This window comes from Helicobacter pullorum (assembly GCF_900638355.1).
Classification (GTDB): Bacteria; Campylobacterota; Campylobacteria; order Campylobacterales; family Helicobacteraceae; genus Helicobacter_D; species Helicobacter_D pullorum.
The window spans coordinates 1,464,078-1,489,065 of the sequence record NZ_LR134509.1 but is presented as its reverse complement, the minus strand read 5'-3'; the positions used below and the strand labels follow the sequence as shown (position 1 = coordinate 1,489,065).

Annotated in this window: 19 protein-coding genes; 6 read left to right on the top strand and 13 right to left on the bottom strand. The window is 35.8% G+C overall.

Going from position 1 to position 24,988, the window contains the following annotated elements; all coding sequences use genetic code 11:
- Window positions 1–418 precede the first annotated feature (418 nt).
- A complete protein-coding gene (locus EL247_RS07245; protein ID WP_104745442.1) occupies window positions 419–3,070 on the bottom strand; it encodes a phosphoenolpyruvate carboxylase in 2,652 nt (883 codons plus the stop codon).
- Between the two features lie 143 nt (window positions 3,071–3,213).
- Here EL247_RS07245 and EL247_RS07240 point away from each other — a divergent pair, with 143 nt between their 5' ends.
- Window positions 3,214–4,404 (top strand): aspartate aminotransferase family protein, encoded by a 1,191-nt coding sequence (locus EL247_RS07240; RefSeq protein ID WP_104745441.1) that lies wholly within the window; start codon window positions 3,214–3,216, stop codon window positions 4,402–4,404.
- Between the two features lie 33 nt (window positions 4,405–4,437).
- Here EL247_RS07240 and glmS read toward each other — a convergent pair whose 3' ends face one another.
- From glmS to EL247_RS07210, 6 genes are all read right to left on the bottom strand, one after another.
- Window positions 4,438–6,225 carry a glutamine--fructose-6-phosphate transaminase (isomerizing) gene (glmS, locus tag EL247_RS07235; protein ID WP_104745440.1) on the bottom strand — a complete coding sequence of 596 codons (1,788 nt, stop codon included), beginning with the start codon at window positions 6,223–6,225 and terminating at the stop codon, window positions 4,438–4,440.
- A gap of 126 nt (window positions 6,226–6,351) precedes the next feature.
- A complete protein-coding gene (locus EL247_RS07230; RefSeq protein WP_005021298.1) occupies window positions 6,352–7,296 on the bottom strand; it encodes a thiamine pyrophosphate-dependent enzyme in 945 nt (314 codons plus the stop codon).
- Between the two features lie 10 nt (window positions 7,297–7,306).
- On the bottom strand, window positions 7,307–8,524 hold the full coding sequence (locus EL247_RS07225; protein ID WP_005021297.1) for a 2-oxoacid:ferredoxin oxidoreductase subunit alpha: 1,218 nt from the start codon (window positions 8,522–8,524) through the stop codon (window positions 7,307–7,309).
- A 2-nt stretch (window positions 8,525–8,526) separates the two neighbouring features.
- Window positions 8,527–8,925, bottom strand: coding sequence for a 4Fe-4S dicluster-binding protein (locus tag EL247_RS07220; protein ID WP_005021296.1), 399 nt, complete (start codon window positions 8,923–8,925; stop codon window positions 8,527–8,529).
- 8 nt (window positions 8,926–8,933) lie between these two features.
- The gene (locus tag EL247_RS07215) at window positions 8,934–9,494 is read right to left on the bottom strand and encodes a pyruvate flavodoxin oxidoreductase subunit gamma (protein ID WP_060661245.1); all 561 of its coding nucleotides are present in this window, start codon (window positions 9,492–9,494) and stop codon (window positions 8,934–8,936) included.
- 166 nt (window positions 9,495–9,660) lie between these two features.
- A complete protein-coding gene (locus tag EL247_RS07210; RefSeq protein WP_104745439.1) occupies window positions 9,661–10,311 on the bottom strand; it encodes an HAD family hydrolase in 651 nt (216 codons plus the stop codon).
- Window positions 10,312–10,432: 121 nt separating this feature from the next.
- Between EL247_RS07210 and EL247_RS07205 the strand changes: the two genes are divergently transcribed.
- The 5 genes from EL247_RS07205 to EL247_RS07185 all read left to right on the top strand — a co-directional run bounded on the left by EL247_RS07205 (window position 10,433) and on the right by EL247_RS07185 (window position 18,237).
- Window positions 10,433–11,176: a 3'-5' exonuclease gene (locus tag EL247_RS07205; protein WP_054195082.1), complete on the top strand. Its 744-nt coding sequence runs from the start codon at window positions 10,433–10,435 to the stop codon at window positions 11,174–11,176.
- A gap of 18 nt (window positions 11,177–11,194) precedes the next feature.
- The gene (gene nspC, locus EL247_RS07200) at window positions 11,195–12,406 is read left to right on the top strand and encodes a carboxynorspermidine decarboxylase (protein ID WP_126442141.1); all 1,212 of its coding nucleotides are present in this window, start codon (window positions 11,195–11,197) and stop codon (window positions 12,404–12,406) included.
- Between the two features lie 178 nt (window positions 12,407–12,584).
- Window positions 12,585–13,703, top strand: a complete 1,119-nt coding sequence (locus EL247_RS07195) for an efflux RND transporter periplasmic adaptor subunit (protein WP_005021291.1) — start codon at window positions 12,585–12,587, stop codon at window positions 13,701–13,703.
- Between the two features lie 15 nt (window positions 13,704–13,718).
- A complete protein-coding gene (locus EL247_RS07190) occupies window positions 13,719–16,844 on the top strand; it encodes an efflux RND transporter permease subunit (RefSeq protein WP_104719441.1) in 3,126 nt (1,041 codons plus the stop codon).
- The gene (locus tag EL247_RS07185) at window positions 16,837–18,237 is read left to right on the top strand and encodes an efflux transporter outer membrane subunit (RefSeq protein WP_005021289.1); all 1,401 of its coding nucleotides are present in this window, start codon (window positions 16,837–16,839) and stop codon (window positions 18,235–18,237) included. The genes EL247_RS07190 and EL247_RS07185 overlap by 8 nt, the downstream gene beginning before the upstream one ends.
- 7 nt (window positions 18,238–18,244) lie before the next feature.
- Here EL247_RS07185 and EL247_RS07180 read toward each other — a convergent pair whose 3' ends face one another.
- The 6 genes from EL247_RS07180 to ccsA form a co-directional block, all read right to left on the bottom strand.
- A complete protein-coding gene (locus tag EL247_RS07180) occupies window positions 18,245–18,970 on the bottom strand; it encodes a hypothetical protein (RefSeq protein WP_104745438.1) in 726 nt (241 codons plus the stop codon).
- A gap of 75 nt (window positions 18,971–19,045) precedes the next feature.
- Complete coding sequence (gene rplT / locus EL247_RS07175) at window positions 19,046–19,399, bottom strand: 50S ribosomal protein L20 (protein WP_005021287.1); 354 nt, start codon at window positions 19,397–19,399, stop codon at window positions 19,046–19,048.
- A 97-nt stretch (window positions 19,400–19,496) separates the two neighbouring features.
- Window positions 19,497–19,691 (bottom strand): 50S ribosomal protein L35, encoded by a 195-nt coding sequence (gene rpmI, locus EL247_RS07170; protein WP_005021283.1) that lies wholly within the window; start codon window positions 19,689–19,691, stop codon window positions 19,497–19,499.
- Window positions 19,692–19,715: 24 nt separating this feature from the next.
- Window positions 19,716–20,231, bottom strand: a complete 516-nt coding sequence (gene infC / locus EL247_RS07165; RefSeq protein ID WP_005021282.1) for a translation initiation factor IF-3 — start codon at window positions 20,229–20,231, stop codon at window positions 19,716–19,718.
- The gene (gene thrS / locus EL247_RS07160; RefSeq protein ID WP_054195077.1) at window positions 20,228–22,045 is read right to left on the bottom strand and encodes a threonine--tRNA ligase; all 1,818 of its coding nucleotides are present in this window, start codon (window positions 22,043–22,045) and stop codon (window positions 20,228–20,230) included. Before thrS ends, infC begins: the two co-directional genes overlap by 4 nt.
- A gap of 99 nt (window positions 22,046–22,144) precedes the next feature.
- Window positions 22,145–24,931, bottom strand: a complete 2,787-nt coding sequence (ccsA, locus tag EL247_RS07155) for a cytochrome c biogenesis protein CcsA (protein ID WP_104745437.1) — start codon at window positions 24,929–24,931, stop codon at window positions 22,145–22,147.
- Window positions 24,932–24,988 lie beyond the last annotated feature (57 nt).

Below are 24,988 nucleotides of genomic sequence, written 5' to 3'. Positions count from 1 at the left end.
TCTTGTAAAAGACTTTAGAAATAAGATTAATCTATAAAGTTCTTGTAATAGATGAGATTTGATTTCTTAAAGTTTCTTTTACAAGATAAACTTTCATTTATCAAAGATTCTTTTATAGAATTATAGAATCTTTGCTTCTCTTTAATATTGAATTAATAATAAGCTAGGCATTATTCTTTTGCTTGGCTTTGGTTTGATAAGTGGAATATAACCTAACTAACTAATAATTAATATAATTAATCAATGCAATTAATGTAATGAATAGCTGATAATTAATGCAATTAACATTCAATATAAACTACTATAACTAACAAGCAGTAATGAATCAGTGTAGAGGTTTGATTCTAGGATTTGGGGGTTGAATCAAGAATCTTTAGAGTTTGGAATCTTGATTCTTGATGAATTATATCTATCATATTTAGCCTGTGTTTCTAATCCCTTGTGCGATTCCAACGATAGTTGTAATGATTTGTTTGGCTATGCGTTGTCGTTGTTCTTCATAAGTGGCTTTTTTGTATTGCTCCATTAAATAAAATTGAAAAAAGCTAAGAGTAGTCAAGAAAGATTTTCTAAGCAAAATAGATTCTTGGATACATTTTTCAGAAGTTAAAAGCTCTTTTTCTTGTCGGACATAAAGTAGCCATTTTAGCGTTAGATTGTATTCACTCTCAATCATATTCCAAATTTTTTCTCTTAGGGAAACATCCTCCACAAAAGCATTATAATGCCGTGCGATTTCTAAATCCACTTTTAAAAAAGCTTGTGAAATATTGTCAATGGTTGTTTTAAAAAATAAATCTTTTGTGTAGCATTCTTGCAAAATTGCCTTATCACAAATTTTGCTTGCTTCCTCTAATCCGCTACCAAGCCCATACCAAGCAGGAATAATTGAGCGGTTTTGCGTCCAAGCAAAAACCCAAGGAATCGCACGCAAATCTTCTACATTTTGAGTATTTTTTCGCTTTGAGGGGCGAGAACCGATATTTAATTGTTGGATAAATTCAATAGGGGTGGCGGATTTGAAGTATTCGATGAAACCTTCTGTTTCATAAACAAGTTTGCGATAAGCCTTGAAAGATTCTTCACTCACTTTTTGCATAATGGTTTCAAAATCTCTATTGCAGATTTGTTGGTTGATTCCGTATTTGTCATAAACGGATTTTTTAAGAAGTGTGGCTAAAGCACTTGAGAAGCTGTATTCTGCCTTTTTGGGATTAAGATATTTTTCGCTAATTACCTCGCCTTGTTCTGTGGTTTTTAAAAATCCTGCTACGCTATTATCTGGTGAGGAAAGTAGAGCATCTTCTAATGCACCACCGCCGCGACTGACACTTCCTCCACGCCCATGGAATAATCTAAATTTAATTTTTAATTCGGATTCTAAGATGATTAGATTGTTAATTGCTTTTCGCAAAGAGTAATTGCTGGTAAAAATTCCGCCATCTTTGCTAGAATCTGAATACCCTATCATAATTTCTTGGTTGTTTTTGCGGGATTGTAGGTATTCTACATATTGAGGATTTGCACATAATTCACGCAAAATAGTGGGGGCGTTTTCTAAATCTCCGATGGTTTCAAATAATGGTGAAATAGAGATTCTTGTTTTTTTGCCCTCTCGCCAAAGTCCAGATTGTTTGGCAAACCACAATACACAAAGCAAATCATTAGAGCTTTGGCACATAGAAATAATACAAGAATCAATAATATTGTCGCTAATTCTTTCTTTTGCCCATTTGAAGTTGATAAATGCCATAAGCAGTTCTTGAGATTCTTTGCTAAGTTTGCCATAAAGAATATTCAAATCCAAAAGCGGTGCATTTAAGGCGGTGTTTAGAATTTCTGTTTGTTCTTTTGGTGGGAGCAATGAAAAATCCCCTTGAGTGTAGCCAAGAAGTGCAAAAATTTCTGTTAGGGCTCTCCAAAATACATCGCGATGTTGTCTAAAATCAAGCTGCATAAGATGAAAACCGGCTAAAAGCACGAGATTTTTTAGCTTTCTTAGATAGATTCCGCTGCGTTTGTCTAAAGATTCAATCATCATATCAATGTCTTTTATAAACTCTTTTGAGTTTTCATACATATAGGGTTTGTTTTCATAAAGTGCGGATTGTGGGAGATTCAAAGCTAAGATGCGATTTTGTAATTTTTGACGCATACAAGTGAGTTTTGCCCTAAAAGGTTCTTGCAAAAAGAGTTTTTTTGCCATATCATCAAGATAATCTTTCTCTCTCTCTAGGCTGTCAAGTAGTTCTTGTGTGGGCTGTGAGTATTCTTGTGCGATAGATAATTCTCGGCTTAGCTTGTCAATTTGTTTGAGATAATGTTCTATGATTGTTTGGTGCTGACGCTTCATGACTTCGATCATAACGCCATTGGTTACATAGGGATTCCCATCTCTATCTCCCCCTATCCAGCTGCCTAGTCTAATGGGCGATTTTTTGAGCGGAATTTGCAAGGTGTTTTGCACTTCTTCTAAAACATTCACTCCGCTTTGTAGAATCGAGCTTTCCATAAAATACAATAGATTGTCTAATTCAAAAAGGACTTCGATTTTTTCACTTCGCACAATATGGCTATACCATAATAGATTTAAGCGGTATTTTAAATGTTCTTTGGCGTTATTGTCTTGGAATTGAAACCAGCAATTCAGGTCATCATACATTTCATGATAACTTTCTAAGAAAGTGCGGCGTAGGGATTCTGTGGGGTGTGCAGTAAAAACAGGATAAAATTTGATTTTTCTTAGGACATTTTTAATATCTTCTTCATCGTATTGTTGGGATTTTAGCTCTTCTAGGGTAGGTTTGATGTGTGCTTTGGAGTTTAGGCTAATAAAATATCGTTCATCAATGATATTGAGTAGCAAATAATAAAGAGTAAAAGCTTTGATGAGTTTTGAGATGTCTTTGGATTCTAAAGAATCTAATAATTTTCTTTTTAGTTGATAGTCTATTGTCGTATCTTCTTTGAGGGAGATAAAATCCTCTTTGATTTCTGGTGCAACTTCTTGCAATAATTCACACATTAAAGAAAAAATAAAATCCGCTTCTTTGATTCTCCTATTTTTCATTTTGCATTCCTTAGGATAAATTTGCTTAAAATTATAACGCTTTATTGTAAAGGAATTGTAAAAATTGTCTTTTTTGTTGGTTGTTTTAAAAACCATTTTTATTGATTTTTTTGTAAAATGTTAAAAAATTAAAAGGTGAATTGATGGTAGCTACAGATTTAAAGCAAATGGATTTGGATTATGTTTTGCATACTTATGGGCGTAATTATACGCATTTTGTGCGTGGAAGTGGAGCGAAGCTTTTTGATGATAGTGGGCGAGATTATATCGATTTTGGTGCTGGAATTGCGGTTTGTAGTGTAGGGCATGGTAATGAGAGATTGGCAAATGCAATTTGTAAGCAAGCAAGGGAGCTAATCCATACTTCTAATCTTTATTTGATTGAGCCACAAGCGAAATTGGCTAGAGAATTGGTTTTGCAAAGTGGCTATGATATGCGAGTGTTTTTTGCAAATTCTGGAGCGGAGGCTAATGAGGGTGCTATTAAAATAGCAAGAAAATTTGGCGAAGTAGATGGCGAAGTTAAACGCTATCAAATTATTACTTTGGATTCTTCTTTCCATGGACGCACTATTAGCACATTAAAAGCTACTGCCCAAAGTAAAATGCACCATTATTTTGGACCTTTTCCTGATGGCTTTGTCTATGCTAAAGATATTCAAGATATTCCAAATAAAATTAGCGATGTAACTTGTGCGGTGCTTTTGGAGCTTGTGCAGGGGGAGGGCGGCATTACCCCTTTTGATAGAAGTGAAATTCAAGCTCTGGCTAAATTACTCGAAGAAAAAAATATTTTGCTTATGATTGATGAAGTGCAAACCGGAATTTATCGCAGTGGAGAGCTTTTTGCATCTCAATGCTATGAAATCACGCCTGATGTGATTACAACTGCTAAAGGTTTAGCAGGTGGAGTCCCTATAGGTGCAGTTATGACAAGGCTTAAAGATATTTTTGCTCCCGGAGATCATGGAAGCACCTTTGGGGGAAATTTTCTTTCAACAAGGGCTGCTTTGGAGGTTTTGGAGATTCTAAAAGAAGAAAAACAAAGCGGAAGATTGGATGAAACTATCCTTTATTTTAGTCAAAAACTTCAAGCATTGCAAAAAAGCTATCCAGAGATTTTTATAGAAGAAATAGGGCTTGGGCTTATGCGAGGTTTGCGAGTAAGGGATTTGGATACATTGACGCATTTTTTGCAAAAAGCTTATGAAAATGGAGTTTTGGTTCTAAAAAGTGGCAAAAATACTGCGAGATTCTTGCCTTCTTTGACTATCACAAAAGAAGAGATAGATGAGGGGTTTAATAGGATTGAAACTGCATTAAAAACAATGTAGTTTGGCGTAGAATCTTGCAAGAATTTCTTGCATTTATTCTACTGTTACACTTTTGGCAAGGTTTCTTGGCATATCCACATCATTGCCTAGCTTGGTAGCGATTTCTAGGGCTAGGAGTTGTAATACTACCATCATCGCATAAAATTCCTCCATATACTCGTTACACTTAGGGATATACACCATATCATCGGCTTCTTGTATCTCTTCACTACAAATCGCACAAATTGTCGTATCACGCGCACCTAGCTCTTGGACATTGCTTTTGATTTTGTCAAATAGCAGGTGTTTGGGTAAGAGTGCCAGACAAAATAGCTCGGCATCAGCTAGGGCAATAGGTCCGTGCTTCATCTCACCGCTTGGGTAGCCTTCAGCGTGGAGATAACTAATCTCTTTGAGTTTGAGTGCGCCCTCTAGTGCAAGAGGATAGAAAATATCTCGCCCGATAAAGAAAAATCCATGCCCGTGCAAATACCGCTTAGAAAGTCGCTTCAGTCTATCGTGGAGTTGAGAATCTACCTCTGTAAGCTTGGTGGCATTAAGCATTGTTTTGGCATGGTGTTTGAGCTCCTGTGTGCGAATATGTCCGCGTAAATGTCCCAAATACACACTCAAAATCCAAAGCACCATTACTTGCGTGGCGAAAGCCTTGGTGCTTGCTACACCCTTTTCTATCCCTGCACGCGTGAGGATTGTCCTATCAGATTCACGCACTATGGAGCTATTATCGACATTGCAGATAGCAAGTGTTTTTAGTCCATTGGTTTTAGCAAGTTTGAGGGCTTCGAGTGTATCGGCGGTTTCACCACTTTGGGAGATACATACAAAAAGCTCATTTTTGTGCATTACAGGCTGTGCATAGCGAAACTCACTAGCAAACACGACATTGGTGCGGACTTTGGCTAGTCGCTCTAGGAGATATTTGGCGCTAAGTCCTGCGTGGTAGCTTGTCCCACACGCACAAATCGTGATTTCTTCAATACCATCAAAAAACTCACCCCCCACTTCTTCAAATCCGATAAACTCATCACTCACGCGTCCCATCATCGTTTCTAGCAGGACTTTGTGCTGCTCATAGATTTCTTTTTCCATAAAAAATCGATAACCATCTTTTTGCGCATACGATTTGGTAATGGTGAGTTCTCTGATGTTGGGCAGAGATTCAAAGCTTTGGATATCCATACGCCCAATCGTGCCATCTTCTACATAATGCACTTTATTTGCAAGCCCTACAAGCGGGGCGTCCGAGCTGGCAAAATACACACCATCACTGCCTTTGGCGATGATGAGTGGCGAGCCCTTTTTGGCATAGAATATCGCATTTTCATCAGCTTTGGTAATAAGCAAGATTGCATACGCGCCATGGAGAGATTCTATAGTGTGCGTGAAAGCTTCTATTGGGGTTTTGTGTGTTTTGAGATTCTCTTCAAACAAATGCACGATCACTTCAGTATCGGTTTGGCTAATGAATTGATGTCCTTTGTCTTGAAGGGCTTGCTTGATTTGGGCGTAATTTTCGATAATGCCATTATGCACGACATTGCTAAATTCTGCAAAATGTGGGTGGGCGTTTGCCTCTGTGGGTTTGCCATGGGTAGCCCAACGTGTATGCCCTATGCCTAGTCCAAAGCCTTGTGAAGAGAAGTCTTTGCATTTTTCTTCAAGATTGGCAATTTTCCCCACGGATTTGAAAGTTTGGATTTGATTATTGGCTAATACCGCAATCCCTGCACTATCATAGCCTCTGTATTCTAATTCTTTTAGCCCATTTAGAAGGATTTGTTTTTTTTCATTATTGCCTATGTAACCGACGATTCCACACATTGTGATACTCCAAAATAATGATTATAAATCATATTATGGCATAAAGTCAGTAAAAATAAGGTAAATATTTGAAAATAAGGATTTTAAGATTGTTTGTGATTGCTTAAAAAGAGTGAGAAAAGAGGGCTAAATTTTTGCCTCTTCTCTTCTTTGGAGATATTCCCAATACGCATCCACATCTTTTTGCCATTGTTCTATAATGTGTTCGTTTTCGGGCTTAAAGAGGTGCTTAAATCTTGCTTGAGCACCCAAATAATCACGAACAGGGATAACATTTTTGGGGCGATAGGTAATTCTTAGCTCTCTTCCATTAATAATTTCATAAAGTGGAAATACAAGGGAATCCACAGCCAAATCGCTCATTTCAATAGTTTGATTAGAGGGGAATCTCCATTCTGTTGTGCAGGCACTCATAGCATTGATGAAAGTTGGACCTTCTGTTTCAATGGCGGTTTTGATTTTTTTACTCATATCCTTCCATTTGTTTGGAGCGACTTGTGCAACATAGGGTGAGCCATGGGCTGCCATAATAGAAAGCAAGTCTTTTTTCTTGTCTTTTTTACCATAGCTTACGCGTCCTGCCGGTGTTGTTGTGGTAGAAGCACCAAGGGGAGTAGAGCCACTTCTTTGACCTCCGGTGTTTGCATAAACTTCATTATCTAAGCACACATAAGTGAAGTTGTGCCCTCTCTCAAAACAGCCACTAATAAATTGAAATCCAATATCATAGGTAGAGCCATCTCCACCAAAGGCTACAAATTTTGGCTCTTTGTCGCTATAAAGGCGTCCTTTGCGTTTGAGTGCTTTATACATTGCTTCAGCACCAGCAATAGCAGTAGAGCTATTTTCAAAACCAATATGAATCCAAGGAACATCCCAAGAAGTATAAGGATAAACAGCAGTGCTTACCTCTAAACAACCTGTTGAAGTGGCTATCAGTAATGGGTAATCTGTGGCGTTTAAAACTTCTCTTACAATGATACCATGCGCACAACCGGGGCATAATAAATTTGCACCTTCAAATCTCTCTGCCGCTTTTGAAAATTGTTTTAGATTTTTGATTTCACTCATAATTCCCTCCTTAGATATAGCCCAATTTTGGACCACGAAGTCCAATGAATTGTTGTGTTTTGTGGGTAAGTTTTCCTGCTTTGCAATCAGCATCTAATTCTTTGAAAATCTCTTGTAAATGGTTTTGTGTCAAATCTCTACCGCCAAGCCCATAAATATAATTGCTAACAATAGGTTTATTTGCCATTGCATAGAGTGCTGCAACCCCTTCATTAAAGAGCATTCCCATAGCACCTGCTGGCAGGCTTCTATCCAAAAATGCGACAGCTTTGCAGTTTTTTAGTGCTTCCCCTAAGGCTTCATAAGGGAATGGGCGTAATACGCGAATACTAACTACTCCTGCTTTGATTCCATTTTCTCTAGCTTTTTTGGCTGCGATTCTAGCGGATTCTACAGTTGTCCCCAAAGCGACGATAATAACTTCTGCATCTTGAGTATCGTATTGTTCTACAACATTGTATTTTCTGCCGGTTAATGCTTCAAATTCTTTGAAAGTGCGTTCAATGATTGGCATTGAATTCATTATGGCATTGTGGAGTTGTGCTTTGTGTTCAAAATGCCAATCTTCTTCTGTTTGAGCACCATAAGTTGCAGGTTTGCTAAAATCAAGCATTGCATTTTTGGGCTTGTAATCTCCGATGAATTTATAGGCAATATCATCTTTGAGAGGACGCACACTTTGTGCAGTATGAGAACAGATAAAACCATCTTGATGCACCATTACAGGAAGTCTTACATCATAATCTTCTGCTATTTTAAAAGCCATTAGATTAAAATCATAAGCTTCTTGTGGATTGTAAGTGCAGAGATTAATCCAGCCTGCATCTCGCCCTAAATACATATCTGAATGATCGCCATTTACATTTAATGGGCTTGCCAAAGCACGATTGACGACATTTAGGACAATAGGCAAACGCATACCAGAGGCTTGATAAAGCACCTCTACCATAAGGGCAAAGCCTTGAGAACTTGTCGCAGTAGCTACTCGCCCTCCAGCTGCTGCTGCCCCAACACAGCCACTCATAGCGGCATGTTCAGATTCAACCATTACAAATTCCCCATCAATGTATCCATTTGCCAAAAAACTTGCATAATTTTGGACTATGGGAGTTGAAGGGGTAATTGGATAGGCTGAAACAACATCAATTTGTGCTTGTCGCATAGCATGGCTTGCCGCCATATTCCCATCCCATACTTCTACTTCTTGTAATTCATAAATTTCTGCCATCTTTAATCCTTTTTCTTTTCTTCTTTTGCGGGCCATTTTGAGAGTGCCACTTCATTGCTTTCATAGTCATTGAACATTAAAAGTGATTTTGGATTTGTAGGGCAGACATCTACGCATACTCCACAGCCTTTACAATGCACATAATCAACCCCTGTCATTTTCTCATCACGAACAAGAATAGAGGAATCAGGGCAATAAACCCAACAGAAATAACAATTAATACAATGTTGATTATTATAAACTGGTTTTTCAACTCTCCAATGAGCTACGCTTGCTTTATAAGAGCTATCTGGGCGATATTCTCTTTTGTCTGCATGTTCTTGCACAATTTCATCACCCTTTTTTTCAAAAGGAAATAATACAGAACCTATTTCAAATTCATTCCAACCTTTATATTCCATTTCTACTCCTATTTCACTTCATTGTAAGCTTTTTTGATAACTTCCATATTTGCATCAATGATTTTTTGGGGAAGTTTTTTGCCTAAGACTTTTTTGAAAGATTCTAAGAAGAAATCTAAATCAAGAATTTGAGAAATTTTTAAAAATGCTCCAAGCATTGGTGCATTGGGAATAGATTTACCAAAAGCTTCTAAAGAAAGTCCGATACAATCTAGGGTATAAACCTCTTTGTTTTGAAGCTCTGGCTTTGTTTTAAGAAATTCCTCTTTGCTAAGATGTGTGGTAATAATGTATTTTGTGTCAGATTTTTCATTAGCACAAATATCAGTAATATAAACCAACCCCGGATCAATCACCAAAACATAATCTGGAATCATAAATTTTTCGTGATTTAAAATGGGCTGTTCATCAATGCGGTTATATGCAGTCATTGCTGCACCTCTTTTTGCTGAACCATAGAAAGCAAAGGCTTGAACTTCTTTGCCTGTTCCTGCAACCACATCTGCTAAACCTTTGGCACCTGTTACTGCGCCTTGCCCTGCACGGCTATGCCATCTAATCTCAAGCATATTATCTCCTAAAATTTTATTGCACTTCTAATTATAAAAAAACAGCACTTAAAAATGACTTGTTCTAAACAATAATGGTAAAAAAATATTTTTCTTTTTTGGCAATAAATAAATTTTGCTTTCTATGGCATTATGCTGAAATTCCCTAAAAAATGGATTGAAATAGCTATAAATACTGTATTTTGCAAACTGCGTCTAAAGAATCTTTTGCAAGATTATTTGTATATTTTTGTAACAATTCCAAAGATGAATAACCACTTAATACTCCAAAAGATTTTATTTCTGCATTATCTGCTGCTAGAATATCTAATGGAGTGTCCCCAATCATAAATATATCTTGCTTTGCAATGTTTTTTGGGAAAGATTCTAAAGCTTTTAAGATGGGTTCTTTATGAGGCTTAGCATATGTTACATTTTCTCTACCTATCACACATTGGAAATATTGTAACACATTAAAGTGTTCTAGCAACGCTTTGGAATATAAGCCGGTTTTTGTTGTAACAATTCCCAAATACGCAAATTCATCGGCTTTCAAAATAGATTCTTTGGCATTTTTTAGCAAAGTGGTTTTTTTGTTACAAATTTTCCTATAATGTTCTTTGTAGATATTGATATATTTTTCGCATTCATTTTTTGGTATGCCTAGTGAGTGAAACATATCTTCAAGTGTATGTCCGATGAGTGTGCTGACAGATTCTTTGTGTGGAATTTCTTTGTTGTGGTGCTTAAAAGCTTCGCAGAATCCTTCATAAACGGCTTCTGTAGAATCAATCAAAGTCCCATCTAAGTCAAATAAAATGATTTTATTTTTTGTCATTTTGAGCCTTGAATTTAGTAATTTTGAGTTATCAAATAAAATAATATCTTGAAAAACTTTAAGATTCAAAAGGTTAATATTCTATATACATTAATGATAGATTTTGATTTTTGGGAATGAGATGCCACACCGCTATGATAAAATTATTTCTAAGCTTAAAAAACGCCCGCTTAGTCAGAATGAATTTTGGTTGTTATTAGATGAAGTAGGGGGATTATTTGGCGATAGAGAGAGTGAATTAGAGATTATTAAGTCTTCTGGAATCCCTTTGATATTTGCACACAATAAGGTTTATTTGCAAACTACTCTTACTCCCATAAAAGAGCAAAGATTTTGTATTGTAGATATTGAAACAAATGGACATAATCCTTTTTTGCACCAGCCAATAGAGATTGGAGCTATTTTGTACCAAAATGGTATGGTGCAAAAAGAATTCCAAAGTTTTGTCTTTTGCGAAGAGATTCCAGAATATATTACAAAAATTACAAATATTACCACAGAGATGTTGAGGAATGCCCCACCTATTCATCAGGTTTTGGAATCTTTTAGGATTTTTTTGGGGGATTGTGTTTTTGTAGCACATAATGTAGGATTTGATTATGGTTTTTTGAGCAATTCACTTCATCATTATGGTTTTGGGTATCTTTATAATCCCTCTCTTTGCACGATTAAGCTTGCACAAAAAACATTTCAAGCCCCTCGTTATTCTTTGGAATTTCTAAATGGATTTCTTAGTATCAATCATAGTCCTTTGCATCGTGCTTTAGAAGATGCAAAAGTGGCATTAGAGGTTTTTAAAACGGGATTAAAAAATTTAAACAAAAATATTTATACAAGTGAGGATTTGATAAAATTTGTATCATAAAATGATTTGGAGAAATTAATGCTAACTAAACATTATCCTAAGAATTTTAAAGAGATTCCAAGCCCTTGTTATGTGTTAGAAGAAGAAAAGTTTATTAAGAATCTAGAAATTTTAGATTCTATTCAAAAGCAAAGTGGAGCAAAGATTTTGCTAGCACTCAAGGGTTACGCACTTTGGAGAAGTTTTGAGATTGCTAAGAAATATCTAAGCGGTGTTACTGCAAGTGGATTGTATGAAGCTAAGCTTGGGTATGAAACTTTTGGCGGAGAAATTACAACCTTTAGCCCTTCTTATAAAAAAGAAGAAATGCAAGAGCTGGTGAAGATTTCTAATCATATTATTTTTAATTCTTTTGTGCAGTGGCAGACTTTTAAACATATGATTGATGAAGCTAATAAAATGCGTGAAAGCAAAATTGAAGTTGGATTGAGGGTGAATCCTCTTTATAGTGAGGTTACACCAGAAATTTATAATCCTTGCATTGAAGGATCAAGGCTTGGGATTCCGCCAAAAGAGTTTAAAAAAGGTGTAAAGAAATATGGTTTGGAGGGGATTAGTGGATTGCATTTTCATACACATTGTGAGCAAAATAGCGATGCACTCAAGCGAACTTTGAAGCATTTTATCAAGCATTTTGGAGATTATATCCCGCAAATGCAATGGATTAATTTTGGTGGAGGACATCATATTACACGGAAAGATTATGATAGAGAACTTTTGGTTAAGATTATTAAAAATTTTAAGGATAAATTCCACACAGAAGTTTATTTGGAGCCGGGTGAAGCAGTAGGGTGGCAGTGCGGGTTTTTGATAGGGAGTGTAATAGATATTGTCCATAATGGAGTGGATATTGCAATTTTGGATGTGAGTGCTGCAGCACATATGCCAGATTGTCTTGAGATGCCTTATCGCCCGATGGTAAGAAATAGCTATGGAGTAAAAGTGGTGCAAAAAAATGGACATTTGAAGCTAAAGGGTGAAAAAAAATATTCTTATCGTTTTGGCGGTCCTACTTGTTTGGCAGGAGATATTATAGGGGATTATAGTTTTAGAGAGCCTCTCAAAATAGGAGATAGAATCATTTTTGAAGATATGGTGCATTATACAATTGTCAAAAATAATACCTTTAATGGAATCCCTTTGCCAAGTATCGGTATGATTGACAAAGAAGGAAAATTTCAGATTTTTAAGAGTTATTCTTATGAGGATTACAAACACCGAAATAGTTGATATTGGTGGCATTTCAAATGAATATTTTTCAGATTATTTTAAAAAAAAAAATGCTACTATTACGCTTCTAAAATTTAATGTAATAAAAATTACATTATCTTATATATTGACAGATAGTTACTCTAAGGTAGTATAATTATCAAAATGTTAATTTTATTTTGAAAAAGGAAGTTAGATAATGAAAAATTATCAGAAATTTTTATTGGGAACATTTTGCAGTTTGGTAATGTTTGCAGGATGTGGAGAAAAAGATAAGCAAGCCCAACAGCAAACTATGGTTATTCCTGTTAGCACTTATGTTGTCAAAAAGCAAGATACGCCTGTATCTTTTGAATATCCTACACAGCTTACAAGCCCTCAAAGAGTGGATATTTATGCAAGAGTAGAGGGGACACTTTTGGAGCAAAATTTCATAGAAGGTGGTGTAGTCAAAGAGGGGCAGAAGCTTTTTAAAATTGATCCTGCAAAGTATCAAGCTAATGTAAATATTGCAAAAGCTCAATTACTTTCAGCACAAGCCACTCTCAAAGAAGCTTCAAGAGATTGGGAGCGTTCTAAGAAATTGTTTGAACAAAAAGCATTAAGCCCCAAAGAAAGAGATCAATCCTTATCAACTTATGAAAATGCAAGTGCGAATGTGGCAAATGCAAAAGCAAATTTGGATAATGCAATGATAGATTTGGGATATACAGATGTAATTGCAACTGCAAGTGGAAAAATTGGACTTACAAATTATGATTTAGGGAATCTTGTAGGGTCTGCTTCCAGCAATAATGCACTTGTAACAATTACTCAGCTTGATCCTATTCAAGCAGAATTTTCAATTCCGAGCAATGATTATTATTTTTTGAGAACATTAAATCGTGATAATTTGAAAGTTTCTTATATTTTGCCAAGTGGTAATCTTTATGATAAAGAAGGAAAGATAGATTTTATTGATAGTGTTGTAGATTCAAGCACAGCGACAATCAAGGCTAGAGCAGTTGTAGAAAATAAAGATTTTCTTTTGGTGCCGGGTGAATTTTCAAGAATCAAATTAGAAGGTTTTATCGCAAAAGATACTATTACAATTCCACAAGCCGCATTACTGCAAGATGCACAAGGAAGTTATGTCTATAAAATTGTTGATGGTAAAGCCACTCAAGCAAAAGTAGTTTTAGGGCATAGTGTTGGGAATACCTTTTTGATTCAATCTGGTTTGCAAGAAGGCGATGTTATTATCACTAATCAGCTTGTAAAGCTTCGTCCGGGAGCCCCTGTCAATCCAATTAATAATCAAGCAAATCAAGCTCAATAAATTCAAAGGTGAGGCATGTTTTCAAAGTTTTTTATTAATCGTCCTGTTTTAGCAATGGTAATGTCTATTATTATTGTCATTGCTGGAGGATTATCAATTTTTTCTCTTGCGGTAGAGGAATACCCACAAGTTACCCCTCCACAAGTTGTTGTTCAAGCAACTTATCCCGGAGCGAGTGCAGAGGTTATTTCTTCGAGTGTAGCAAGTGTATTGGAAAATAGCATTAATGGTGTTGAAGGAATGATTTATATGCAATCCTCTTCAACTTCAAGCGGTAGTTTAAATATTAATATTTATTTCACGAATGAAACAGATCCTGATCAAGCAACAATCAATGTCAATAATCGCGTTCAAGCTGTGTTAAGCTCTCTTCCTCAAGAAGTTCAAAGGCAAGGGGTAACAGTCGATAAAAGATCTTCCACGATTTTGGCTGTTTATTCGCTTTTTTCAGATTCACCAGCACATGATAGAATATTTATTGCTAATTATGCAGCTATTAATATTTTGGAGGAATTAAAAAGGGTCCCCGGAGTTGGTGATGCAGCACTTTTTAGCCGTCAAGAATATTCAATGAGAATCTGGCTTTCTCCTGATAAACTCACCAAATACAATCTCACTCCCGCTGAGGTGATTGCTTTGGTGCAAGAGCAAAATTCGCAATTTGCAGCAGGATTCTTTGGGCAAGAGCCAGTGAGAAAAGATTTGGACTTTACTTATACTGTAACTACTCAAGGGAGATTCACAACTCCGCAAGAATTTGAAAATATCTTGATTCGCACTAATTCTGATGGTTCTTCTTTGCGTTTAAAAGATTTAGCAAGAGTAGAGCTTGGTGCAGAGGATTATAGTGTAAATGCGTTTTATAATGGGCGTCCAGCGGTTGCTTTTGGATTGTTTTTGCAACCGGGGGCAAATGCGTTGAATGTTGCAGAAGGTGTTGCTAAAAAATTAGAAGAATTATCTCAAACTTTCCCAGAAGGTTTGCAATATGCAATCCCTTATGATACAACTTCGTTTGTAAATGTTTCTATCAAAGAAGTAATTAAAACTTTTATTGAAGCAATTATTTTGGTTGTCATTGTAATTTATTTCTTTTTGCAAAATTTTAGAGCAACAATTATTCCGGTATTGGCTGTTCCAGTTTCGATTATAGGGACTTTTGCGGGAATGTATATGTTGGGATTCTCCATTAATCTATTAACACTCTTTGGGCTGATTTTGGCTATTGGTATTGTTGTGGATGATGCGATTATTGTTATTGAAAATGTTGAAAGGCTCATTCATGAAGAGAAGCTGAGTGTTAAAGACGCAACGATGAAGGCAATGGATGAGATTGCAAGTCCTGTTATTGCTATTGTATTGGTGCTTTCTGCGGTATTTATCCCAGTAGCATTTATTGGTGGTTTTAGTGGAGAGATTTATAAGCAATTTGCAATTACCATTGTTATTTCTGTGGTAATTTCAGGGTTTGTTGCTTTGACGCTTACTCCAGCACTTTGTGTGTCTATCTTGAAGACACATGAACCTAAACCTTTTTGGATTGTAAAGAAATTTAATGACTTTTTTGAATGGCTGACACATCAATTTACAGACAAAGTTGCCCATGCTATTAGACGAGGAGTATTTTATGTAATTTTGTTTGTTGGGTTGATTGCTGTAACTTATGGATTATTTACTAGAGTGCCAACGGGGCTTGTCCCAGCAGAAGATAAAGGAATGTTGCTTGTTTCAATGCAGCTTCCACCTGCTACTGCACTTAGCAAGACCACAGAGATGGCTTCTTTTATGGAAAGCACTATTAGAAATAATCCTAATGTAGAAGCTGTTATGGCGTTGGCAGGGTATGATATGCTCTCAAGTGCTGTTAGGACATTTGGAGGAACTGCTTTTGTGAAGCTTAAAGATTGGGATTTGCGTAAGGAAGATAACCAAAAATCTCAAGCTTTAGCACAAACTTTTACAGCGCAGTTAATGCAAAATCCTAATGCAGTGATTTTTGCTTTGAATCCTCCGCCAATTATGGGGCTTAGTTTGACAGATGGATTTGAGATGTATATCCAAAATCGCACTGGAGGTTCTATACAGGATTTACAAAAATACACCCAACTTGTTTTGCAAGAAGCACAAAAGCGTCCGGAGCTTACAGGTGTCCGAACGACTTTAAGTGTAAATGTGCCACAATACAATGTGCAGCTTGATAGGCAAAAAGCAAAATCGCTTGGAGTAAATGTAGATGATGTTTTCACGACACTTCAATCGACTTTTGGTTCTTATTATGTGAATGATTTTAATCTCTATGGAAGAACATTTAAGGTAAGCATGCAGTCTGAAAGTGAATTTAGAGAAACTCCTAATGATTTGCGTAATGTTTTTGTGCGTTCAAGTAATGGGGATTTGATACCTATTAGCTCTTTGGTAACTTTTGAGAGAGTAATTGGTTCAGATATTTTAGAAAGATTCAATCTATTCCCAGCGGCTAAACTTATGGGAGATGCAGCTAGTGGATATTCTTCTGGAGATGCGTTAAAAGCGATTGAAGAAGTGGCAAATCAAGTTTTGCCTGATGGCTATACGGTTGCATTTTCTGGTAGCTCTTATCAAGAAAAAAATGCAGGTGGGACTGGAACGATTGCCTTTATTTTTGGGTTAGTGTTTGTATTTTTGATATTAGCGGCTCAATATGAGCGTTGGCTTATGCCTTTGGCGGTTTTAACAGCAGTTCCATTTGCTGTATTTGGAGCGATTTTGGCGACTTGGCTACGAGGTTTGAATAATGACATTTATTTCCAAATCGGGCTTGTGATGCTTATCGCACTTGCCGCAAAAAATGCAATTTTGATTATTGAATTTGCAATGGAAGCTAGAGAAAAGCAAGGTAAAAATATTTATGATGCAGCAGTTGAGGCAGCTAGATTGAGATTCCGCCCTATTGTAATGACTTCTTTAGCATTTACTATTGGTGTTTTACCACTAGCAATTAGTAGTGGAGCAGGTGCAGCTAGTCGCCATGCTATTGGTACAGGGGTCATTGGGGGAATGTTGGCAGCAACCTTTATTGCAACTTTCTTTATTCCATTGTTTTATACCTATTTTGCAAGGTTGAGTGAATTTATTTCCAATTTAAGGAATAGACATGAATAAAAGTATATTAGCTTTAGTCTGCTTAGGGATATTAGTAGGAGGTTGTTCGCTTTCGCCAAAATATGAACAACCAAAAACTAATTTACCACAAGATTTTGGTGTAGAAGCTTCAAAAGAAAGCATTAGTCAAACTTGGTGGAAAGACTTTAATGATGAATATTTGAATAATATTGTTGAAGAAGCTTTGAAAAATAATTATGATTTAGCGGTAGCTATGGAGAGAGTTTCACAAGCAAGAAGTTCTTGGAGCTATGCTAGAAGTGATAGGTATCCTACTATTTCTGCTCAAGGTGAAGCCACGAGAAATAAAGAGAATCCTAGTCAGGGAATGTATGATAATTATAATAATTTTTCTTTGAGTGGTGTTTTGAGTTTTGAGCTTGATTTGTGGGGGAAAGCCAGAGATACTGATAGGAGCGCTTATGCAACTTTGTTAGCCAATAAAGCTAATCGTGATACGGTTCGTTTGAGCTTGATAGCCAATGTGGTGGAGAGTTATTTTGGCATTTTAACACTGAATAATCAAGTGCAAATTTCTCAAAATACCTTAAAAAGCCGTGAAGAGAGCTATGAATACCGCAAAAAAGAGTTTGAAGCTGGGAAAATTTCTGAAATTGATATGCAACAAGCAAAGTCTGAAATGGCTTCTGTAAGAGCGCAATTACAAAGTTTGTTGATGGAGAGAAATTCTGCACAGACTTCTTTATTGATATTGCTTGGTAGGGATCCTCAAGGAATCTTTAATGTGGAGCTTCCTACAGAGGCACAAATGTTGCCTAAAGCACCAAAAGTCCCAACAGGATTGCCATCAACACTTTTGGAGCAGCGTCCAGATATTGAAATGGCTACTCAGAATCTAAAAGCTGCAAATTTTTCTATCGGAGTAGCTAGGGCAGCTTACTTCCCCACAATATCCCTAACAGGTCTTGTGGGCTATGTAAGTCCAGAATTAAATGAATTATTCCAAAGCTCTTCTTCTACTTGGAATTATGGTGGGACTTTTGTAGGAAATGTAATTGATTTTGGACGCACAAGTGCAAATGTAGAGCTTAGTAAATCTCAATATAGAGAGATGTTATTAAATTATGGCAATACTGTGAGGCAGGCATTTGGAGAGGTGAGAAACTATCTTTATAATTATGGTATGAGTGATGAGAGATTGAAAAGCCTTGATGAGCAAGTAGAGGCACTAAGACGCACTTTGGTATTGGCAGAAATGCGATATAAAGAGGGCTATACTAATTATTTGGAAGTTTTAACAACACAAAGTAATCTTTTTGCCGCAGAATTAACTCAACAGAGTGCAAACTTAGAGAATCTATCTGCTGTAATTAACCTCTATAAAGCGTTTGGTGGTGGTTGGGATAAAAGCAAATATGCACAAGAGGAATAAAACCTCTTTATTTGCAAATAAAAATTACTTTTCCATCAGCGCTTTTTGTTATTTCTTTGGCAGTTGGCATTTCGATTTTCTCCAAAGCATTGTCATTGGACTTTGCTAAGGCTTGTGTTCTATAAAGTATGGGGTTTTCTATTTGCGAATCTTCGCCTAGAGTGATTTCTTTGATTAAACATTTTTTGTTAAGAATCTTGGAATACTCTAATGCCATTGCATTGGCTTTTTGTATCAATTTTTGATTGAGAGTATCATCTAATACCTTTAAATCCTCTTCTTTGATGTTTTTAGTAATTTTTGGAATAGGGAAAATCAAATAAGGATTCTCTTGTGTTTCTTTTTGGATAAAGTCCAAAATAGCATTAAAATCTTCGGTAGCTTCTTCTTTGAATTCACAATCTAGGTGATAATTACTCTCAAAGCCTGCTTGTTCCTTTTTGTTGTCTTTGTATTCATAAAAAGGTGTGATACTAAAGTTGCCACCTTTGCAAATTTCGCTATTTTTAATGAAATCATTAAGTGAATTGAAGGTTTTTATGAGAGAATTTTTGTCTTTTAAAGAGAGATTTTTTTCTTTGCGTAGCTTATCATTGCCTATTACTTGGATATTTGAAAAATAGGTTGTTGGGGATATTTTTGCATCAATGCTTACATTTTGTTTGATGAGCATTTCATTGGCAAAAAGGCTAACAGAGCTAAAAGCGGCGATAAATAAGAATTTTTTAGTCATTTGGAAATCCTTTGATATTAAGATGAAAAATTATACCTTAATATAAAAGGATTCCCAAGTAGGGAATCGTTAGTTTTATAAAGCTTTTTTTGCGCTTTCTACAATTTTTGCAAAACTTTGTGGTTCATTCATTGCAATATCTGCTAGAATCTTTCTATCTAATGCAATTCCAGCTTTTTTTAAGCCAAACATAAATCTTGAATAGCTAATTGCATTGATTCTGCAAGCTGCATTAATCCTTACAATCCAAAGCTTTCTAAAGTCTCTTTTCTTTTGTTTTCTATCGCGGAAGGCATAGCATAGACTTCTTTCTAGCTGTTCTTTTGCTTTTCTAAAGTGTTTGTGTCTTGCGCTATAAAATCCGCGTGCTAATTTTAGAATCTTTTTGTGTCTTCTTCTGCGGACGACACCTGTTTTTACTCTTGCCATATAAAATCCTTTACCATATTGTGGTGTGGTATTTCTACCAAACTTGCCCTATAAACTAGGGGAATGACATACTCTAAATTGTATGAAACTTTAAACTTTATGCCATACAAAGCATTTTTTTAACTGATTCAATGTTGGCATCATGAACATATTTTGGTGCATTAAGATTTGCAATTTTTCTTGGACGCTTTTTTGTCAAAATATGACTTTTAAAAGCAGAACCGCGTTTAATGAGATTTTTTTTGAGTTTAAATCTCTTTGCTGCACCACGATTTGTTTTCATCTTTGGCATTGCTTTCTCCTTTCATAAGATAAATTATTTTTTTGGCGTTACTAGCATATTGACATAACGCCCCTCAACTTTATAATCTCTATCGATATTTGCAACATCTTCGAGCATTGAGGCAACTTTGTTTAGCACTTCAAAACCTACTTGAGGTTCGCTTACTTCTCTTCCACGCAAAAATACTCGGAATCGAACATGTTTGTTTTCTTTTAAAAACTCTTTTGCATGTTTGACTTTGTAATTAATGTCATTGATAGCAATTTTTACTGAAAGTTTAATTTCTTTAATTTCAATTTGCTTTTGTTTTTTCTTTGCCTCTTTTTGCTTTTTTTCTTGTTGATAACGGAATTTTCCATAATCCATTATCTTGCATACAGGAGGCTTTGCATCTGGGGCAATTAGCACCAAATCCAAGCCCTTATCTTCTGCAATTTTTAATGCTTCTTGTGAGCTGATTAGTCCATATTGCTCACCATCATCACCTACACAACGAATCTCTGGAAAATCAATCTCCTCATTGAGGATTACATCTACATTTTTACTCAAAAGCTGACCTCACGCATTTTCTCCTTTGAAAATTTAATAAATTCATCAAACCCCATAGTGGATTGTTGTTTCTCTCTTCTATCGCGGATTGCAATGATTCTCTCTTCTTGTTCTTTAGCGCCCAAGATGAGTATCATAGGAACTCTTTGTTTTTCTGCATTTCTAATGCGTTTATTAAGCGTTTCGTTTTTGTTGTCAATTTCTGTATAAACACCGACATTCAAAAGAGCATTACGCAATTCTTTTGCATAGGATTCTTGGGATTCACCGATTGGAATAATGATAGCTTGGGTTGGAGCAATAAAAAATGGGAATTCTCCACCAAAGTGTTCGGTTAAAATCGCAATAAATCTCTCAAAACTACCTAAAATAGCCCTATGAATCATAACTGGCTGTTTGGAAGAGTTATTTTCATCAGTGTATTCTAACTTGAATCTATCGGGGAGATTCATATCAATTTGCACAGTCCCACATTGCCATTTTCTGCCAATAGCGTCTGTGATTTTGATGTCTATTTTGGGACCATAAAAAGCTCCACCACCTTCATCGATTTTATAAGGGATATTACAGCGATTCAGAGCATTTTTTAATGCTTCTGTGGCTTCTTCCCATACTTCATCGCTACCAATGGATTTTTGTGGGCGTGTGGAGATTTCCATTTCATAGCTAAAGCCAAAAGAATCCATAATTTTTTTGGTAAAATCAATGATGTTTTCTACTTCTATTCCGATTTGGCTTGGACGACAAAAAATATGTGCATCATCTTGTGTAAATTCTCTAACGCGTAAAAGCCCATGCAATACCCCGCTTTTCTCATGTCTATGGACTACTCCATATTCATAGAAGCGTAAAGGCAATTCTCTATAGCTTCGTAAAGCACTTTGATAAACTTTGATATGTCCTACACAATTCATAGGTTTAATTCCATATTCTACGCCATCAATGGTTGTAAAATACATATTTTCACCATAGTTGGCATAATGTCCGCTTGTTTTCCAAACAGCACTTTTAAGAATCTCAGGACCTCTTACAGGCTCATAACCTCTTTGAATCAAGGCTTTGGTTAAGAGATTTTCAATATTTCTGCGTAACCTAGAGCCTTTTGGTAGCCAAATGGGTAATCCAGCTCCGATTTCTTCATCAAAAGTAAAAAGCTCCATTTCAGTACCAACTTTTCTATGGTCGCGTTTTTTAGCTTCTTCCATTTGGTGTAGATATTGATTTAAGCTTTCTTTGTCAGCAAAAGCAATTCCATAGATTCTTACTAACATTTCTGCTTTTTCATCACCCCCTAAATAAGCTCCAGCAATTTTGGTGAGTTTAAAAGCATTGAGAAGTTTGAGTGTTGGTAGATGAGGACCGCGACAAAGATCTTCAAAATCACCTTGTGAATAAATACTTAATCTCCCATCGCCTTCAGGAATCCTGCTAATAACTGCTTGTTTTAAATCATCGTTTTTGAATTTTTCAATGGCTTTGTCGCGAGGTAAATAATATTTTGTGATTTTTTCGCCTTTTTTGGCGATTTCTTTCATTTTGGATTCGATGTTTTTTAAATCTTCTTCGCTAATTTTTTGATTTACTCTAAAATCATAATAAAAGCCTTCTTCCACCACAGGACCAACAAAAAATTGCGCTTCAGGATAGAGGCTTTTAATCGCTTCTGCCATCAAATGAGCGCAAGTATGTCGCATAATTGATAGGGATTCTTGAGAATTATCAAAATAGATAGGTGTGCCTTCTAATCCAAGTTCAGAAGCAGTTTGTGTATCATAAATCTCGCTATTTATCTTAAAACCAATGATTTGGGACATTAAAATATTGCCTTTTGAAATGAAAATTGGGAAAGATTATAGCAAAAAAAATAAAAAATATTGCTTAATTAATCTCTAAAAGAAAAAGTCTTTTTGAGATTAATTAAGTTTGGGGGATTGCAAATCGCTTTTTCGTGCAGCTAATAGGATTAAAAGAATGGTTGCAGCAACAAAATAATATAGGAATGCTGGGACTGGAATAGGATCTCCTGCGGCATAGGAATGTAACCCAGAGAGGTAAAAATTTACTCCAAAGTAAGTCATTAAGATTGAATAAAATCCAATTACAGATAATGCTGCAAAAACATAAGGATTATCGCCTTTTGGTAAGAATCTTATGTGAAGGACGATAATATAAACAACAATGGAAATTAACGCCCAAGTTTCTTTTGGGTCCCAACCCCAATATCTTCCCCAAGATTCATTTGCCCATACTCCACCTAAGAAGTTTCCAATTGTAAGCATGGCAAGCCCTAGAATCATAGCCATTTCATTGATGGTGTGTAAGGTTAAAATAGTATTGTCTATTTGAGGGTATTTTGAACTTCTAAAAATAAATAATCCCAAAGTGATAGCCCCAAGCATAAAGCAAAGTCCCAAGAAACCATAGCTAGCTGTAATAATGGAAACATGGATATTAAGCCAATAGGATTTTAAAACAGGGACAAGATTACCAATTTGTGGATTCATAAAGCCCAAATGTGCCACAAAAAGCGAGATTCCTGCTAGAAAACTAGCAGTGGCAAGGGCAAGGTAGCTTTTTTTGAAGAAAATTACTCCCGCAATCCCTGCTGCCCATGCAATATAAATCATTGATTCATAAGCATTGCTCCAAGGGGCATGCCCTCCGACATACCAACGCACTCCAAGTCCGATTGTGTGGATTAAAACTAATAAAGCAATGAAAATATGAATGGCTTTGTTAGCAAAGATATTAACGCTTTTGTTTCTAAAAATCTGCACCAAAACAATAATAAATAATATAACACCTGCTAGAATGTATAAAGGAGTTAGATTATCAAAGATATTATAGTGATTTAAAAGAATTTCTAAGTCGATTTTGCTTTGTGGTGGGAGAAGGTCAGTGCCAAATTTGCTTTGGATATTTTTGAGTGCTTCTATGGCTAAATTTGCATTTTCCCAATTATTTTCTACTAAACCTTGATGAAAACTCATAAAATATGCGTTAAAAAGTTTGTGAATCTGCTCTCTATCTTTTTCTTGAAAGCCTGCCATAGCTTCTGTTGGGGCATACCAAGTGGTAGTTTGTCTGCTAAAATCTGGTATGATTCTAAGTGATTGAGCGGTATAGATAAGATAGGCTACATTGATTCTTTCATCAACTTCAATAATATCTTTATCAAATTTATCTCTCATTGCTGGTTTTTTGCGATTTGCCTCTTCAAGATAATTGAGAAGTTTATATTGATTATCGACAAAAACATCTTCAAAAGCAATATATTTTTGATTTTTTTCTACTCCGATGAGTTCTTTAAGTTTTGGGGTAGAAATTGCAATCATCTTAATTTTTTTGAATTCATTAGGATACATCATCATACCCAAAAAAAGTTGCATATTGCTAAGCCCCAAAAAATTATCTTTTTTGGTCATTTTGTGGATATATTCCATGGCAAGGGTGTCCATAGGTTTGATTCTGCCCCCAAAATCTTGAACAAGTATTTTCCCAAAAAGTGCAGAATGCGGAGCGGATTTTTCTTTGAGATTTTGGATTAAGTCCAAAACACTTTCGTTTGTGATTGGTGGAATCTCTGGAATTGTAGCATCATTTTGTGTCGCATTTAAAGGGGTTTGGAGGGCAAAGGCACTCAAAGCCAAAGAGGCAGCAAAAACGAGATTTTGTGCTTTGAGATAGCGACTAAGTTTATAGAAGCGACCATTTTTGGCAAAAAATGACCATAAAAGCCCTAATGTCAGCATAGCATAACCGATATAAGTGGGTATTTTGCCCGGATCGCGATTGACGGATAAAATTGTGCCTTGTTCATCTTGATCATAAGAGGATTGAAAGAAACGAAAACCTCCATAATCTAAGACATTGTTCATAAAGATACGATAAGGTTTTTCTAGGTTTTTTGTTTCGTCAATTACAATAATTTCAGAAGCATAAGAAGAAGGACTCATAGAGCCAGCATACCGGTCTAGTTGAAAGTCCTTTAATTCAATGCTAAAGGGTAGAGTGATTGTTCTTGTCCCCCATTCTAGTGCAAATTGTGAATTTCCTAGGTTAAAGGGGATTGGAGATTGTCCCATTACATTTTTTTCTATTTCTGTAATTTGTGTGAAGCCTTGATAGCTGATTTCTACTTTTAAGGTATCAAGTGTAGTTTTATCCTTTGCGGGGGTATAATCAAGAAATTTTATTTTTAGTTCATCATTATCAAAAGGCAAGGTGTAATTAAATTTATCTTGCACTAAAGGGGTAAGTGTTGTGGGGAAAAATGCACGATAATATTTGCCATCTAGTTTTGCAAAGATAGTTAAAAATTCTTCTTGAGATTGTAGGGTATTGCTCTTTTGCCCCTCGCGTATGTGCATTACCCCTTCAAATCCATAATATCTAGTCATAGCAGCACCGATAAAAATTACAACCAAAGAGGAATGAAAAAGAAAGCTCGCATATTTTTTTCTTTGCCAAGCACGAGAAAGTAAGAGGAGTCCTATAAGATTTAAAACCAAAAGAATATGCAATAAATCAAACCATTGTGTATTATATACAAGTGCTTTTGCGGAGGGAGTCCCATAGTCATTTTCTACAAAAGTTGCGACAGCACAAGCACTACCATAAGCCAAAAGCAAAACAATTGTAATCCAAAAATTACAAAATCCCTTGATTGTGTTGTTAATCAAAATACGCAGTTGATTCATAAAGTCCTTTCCACAAAGAATGAATTTTGGATTCTACAATATCTAAAAATAACCATT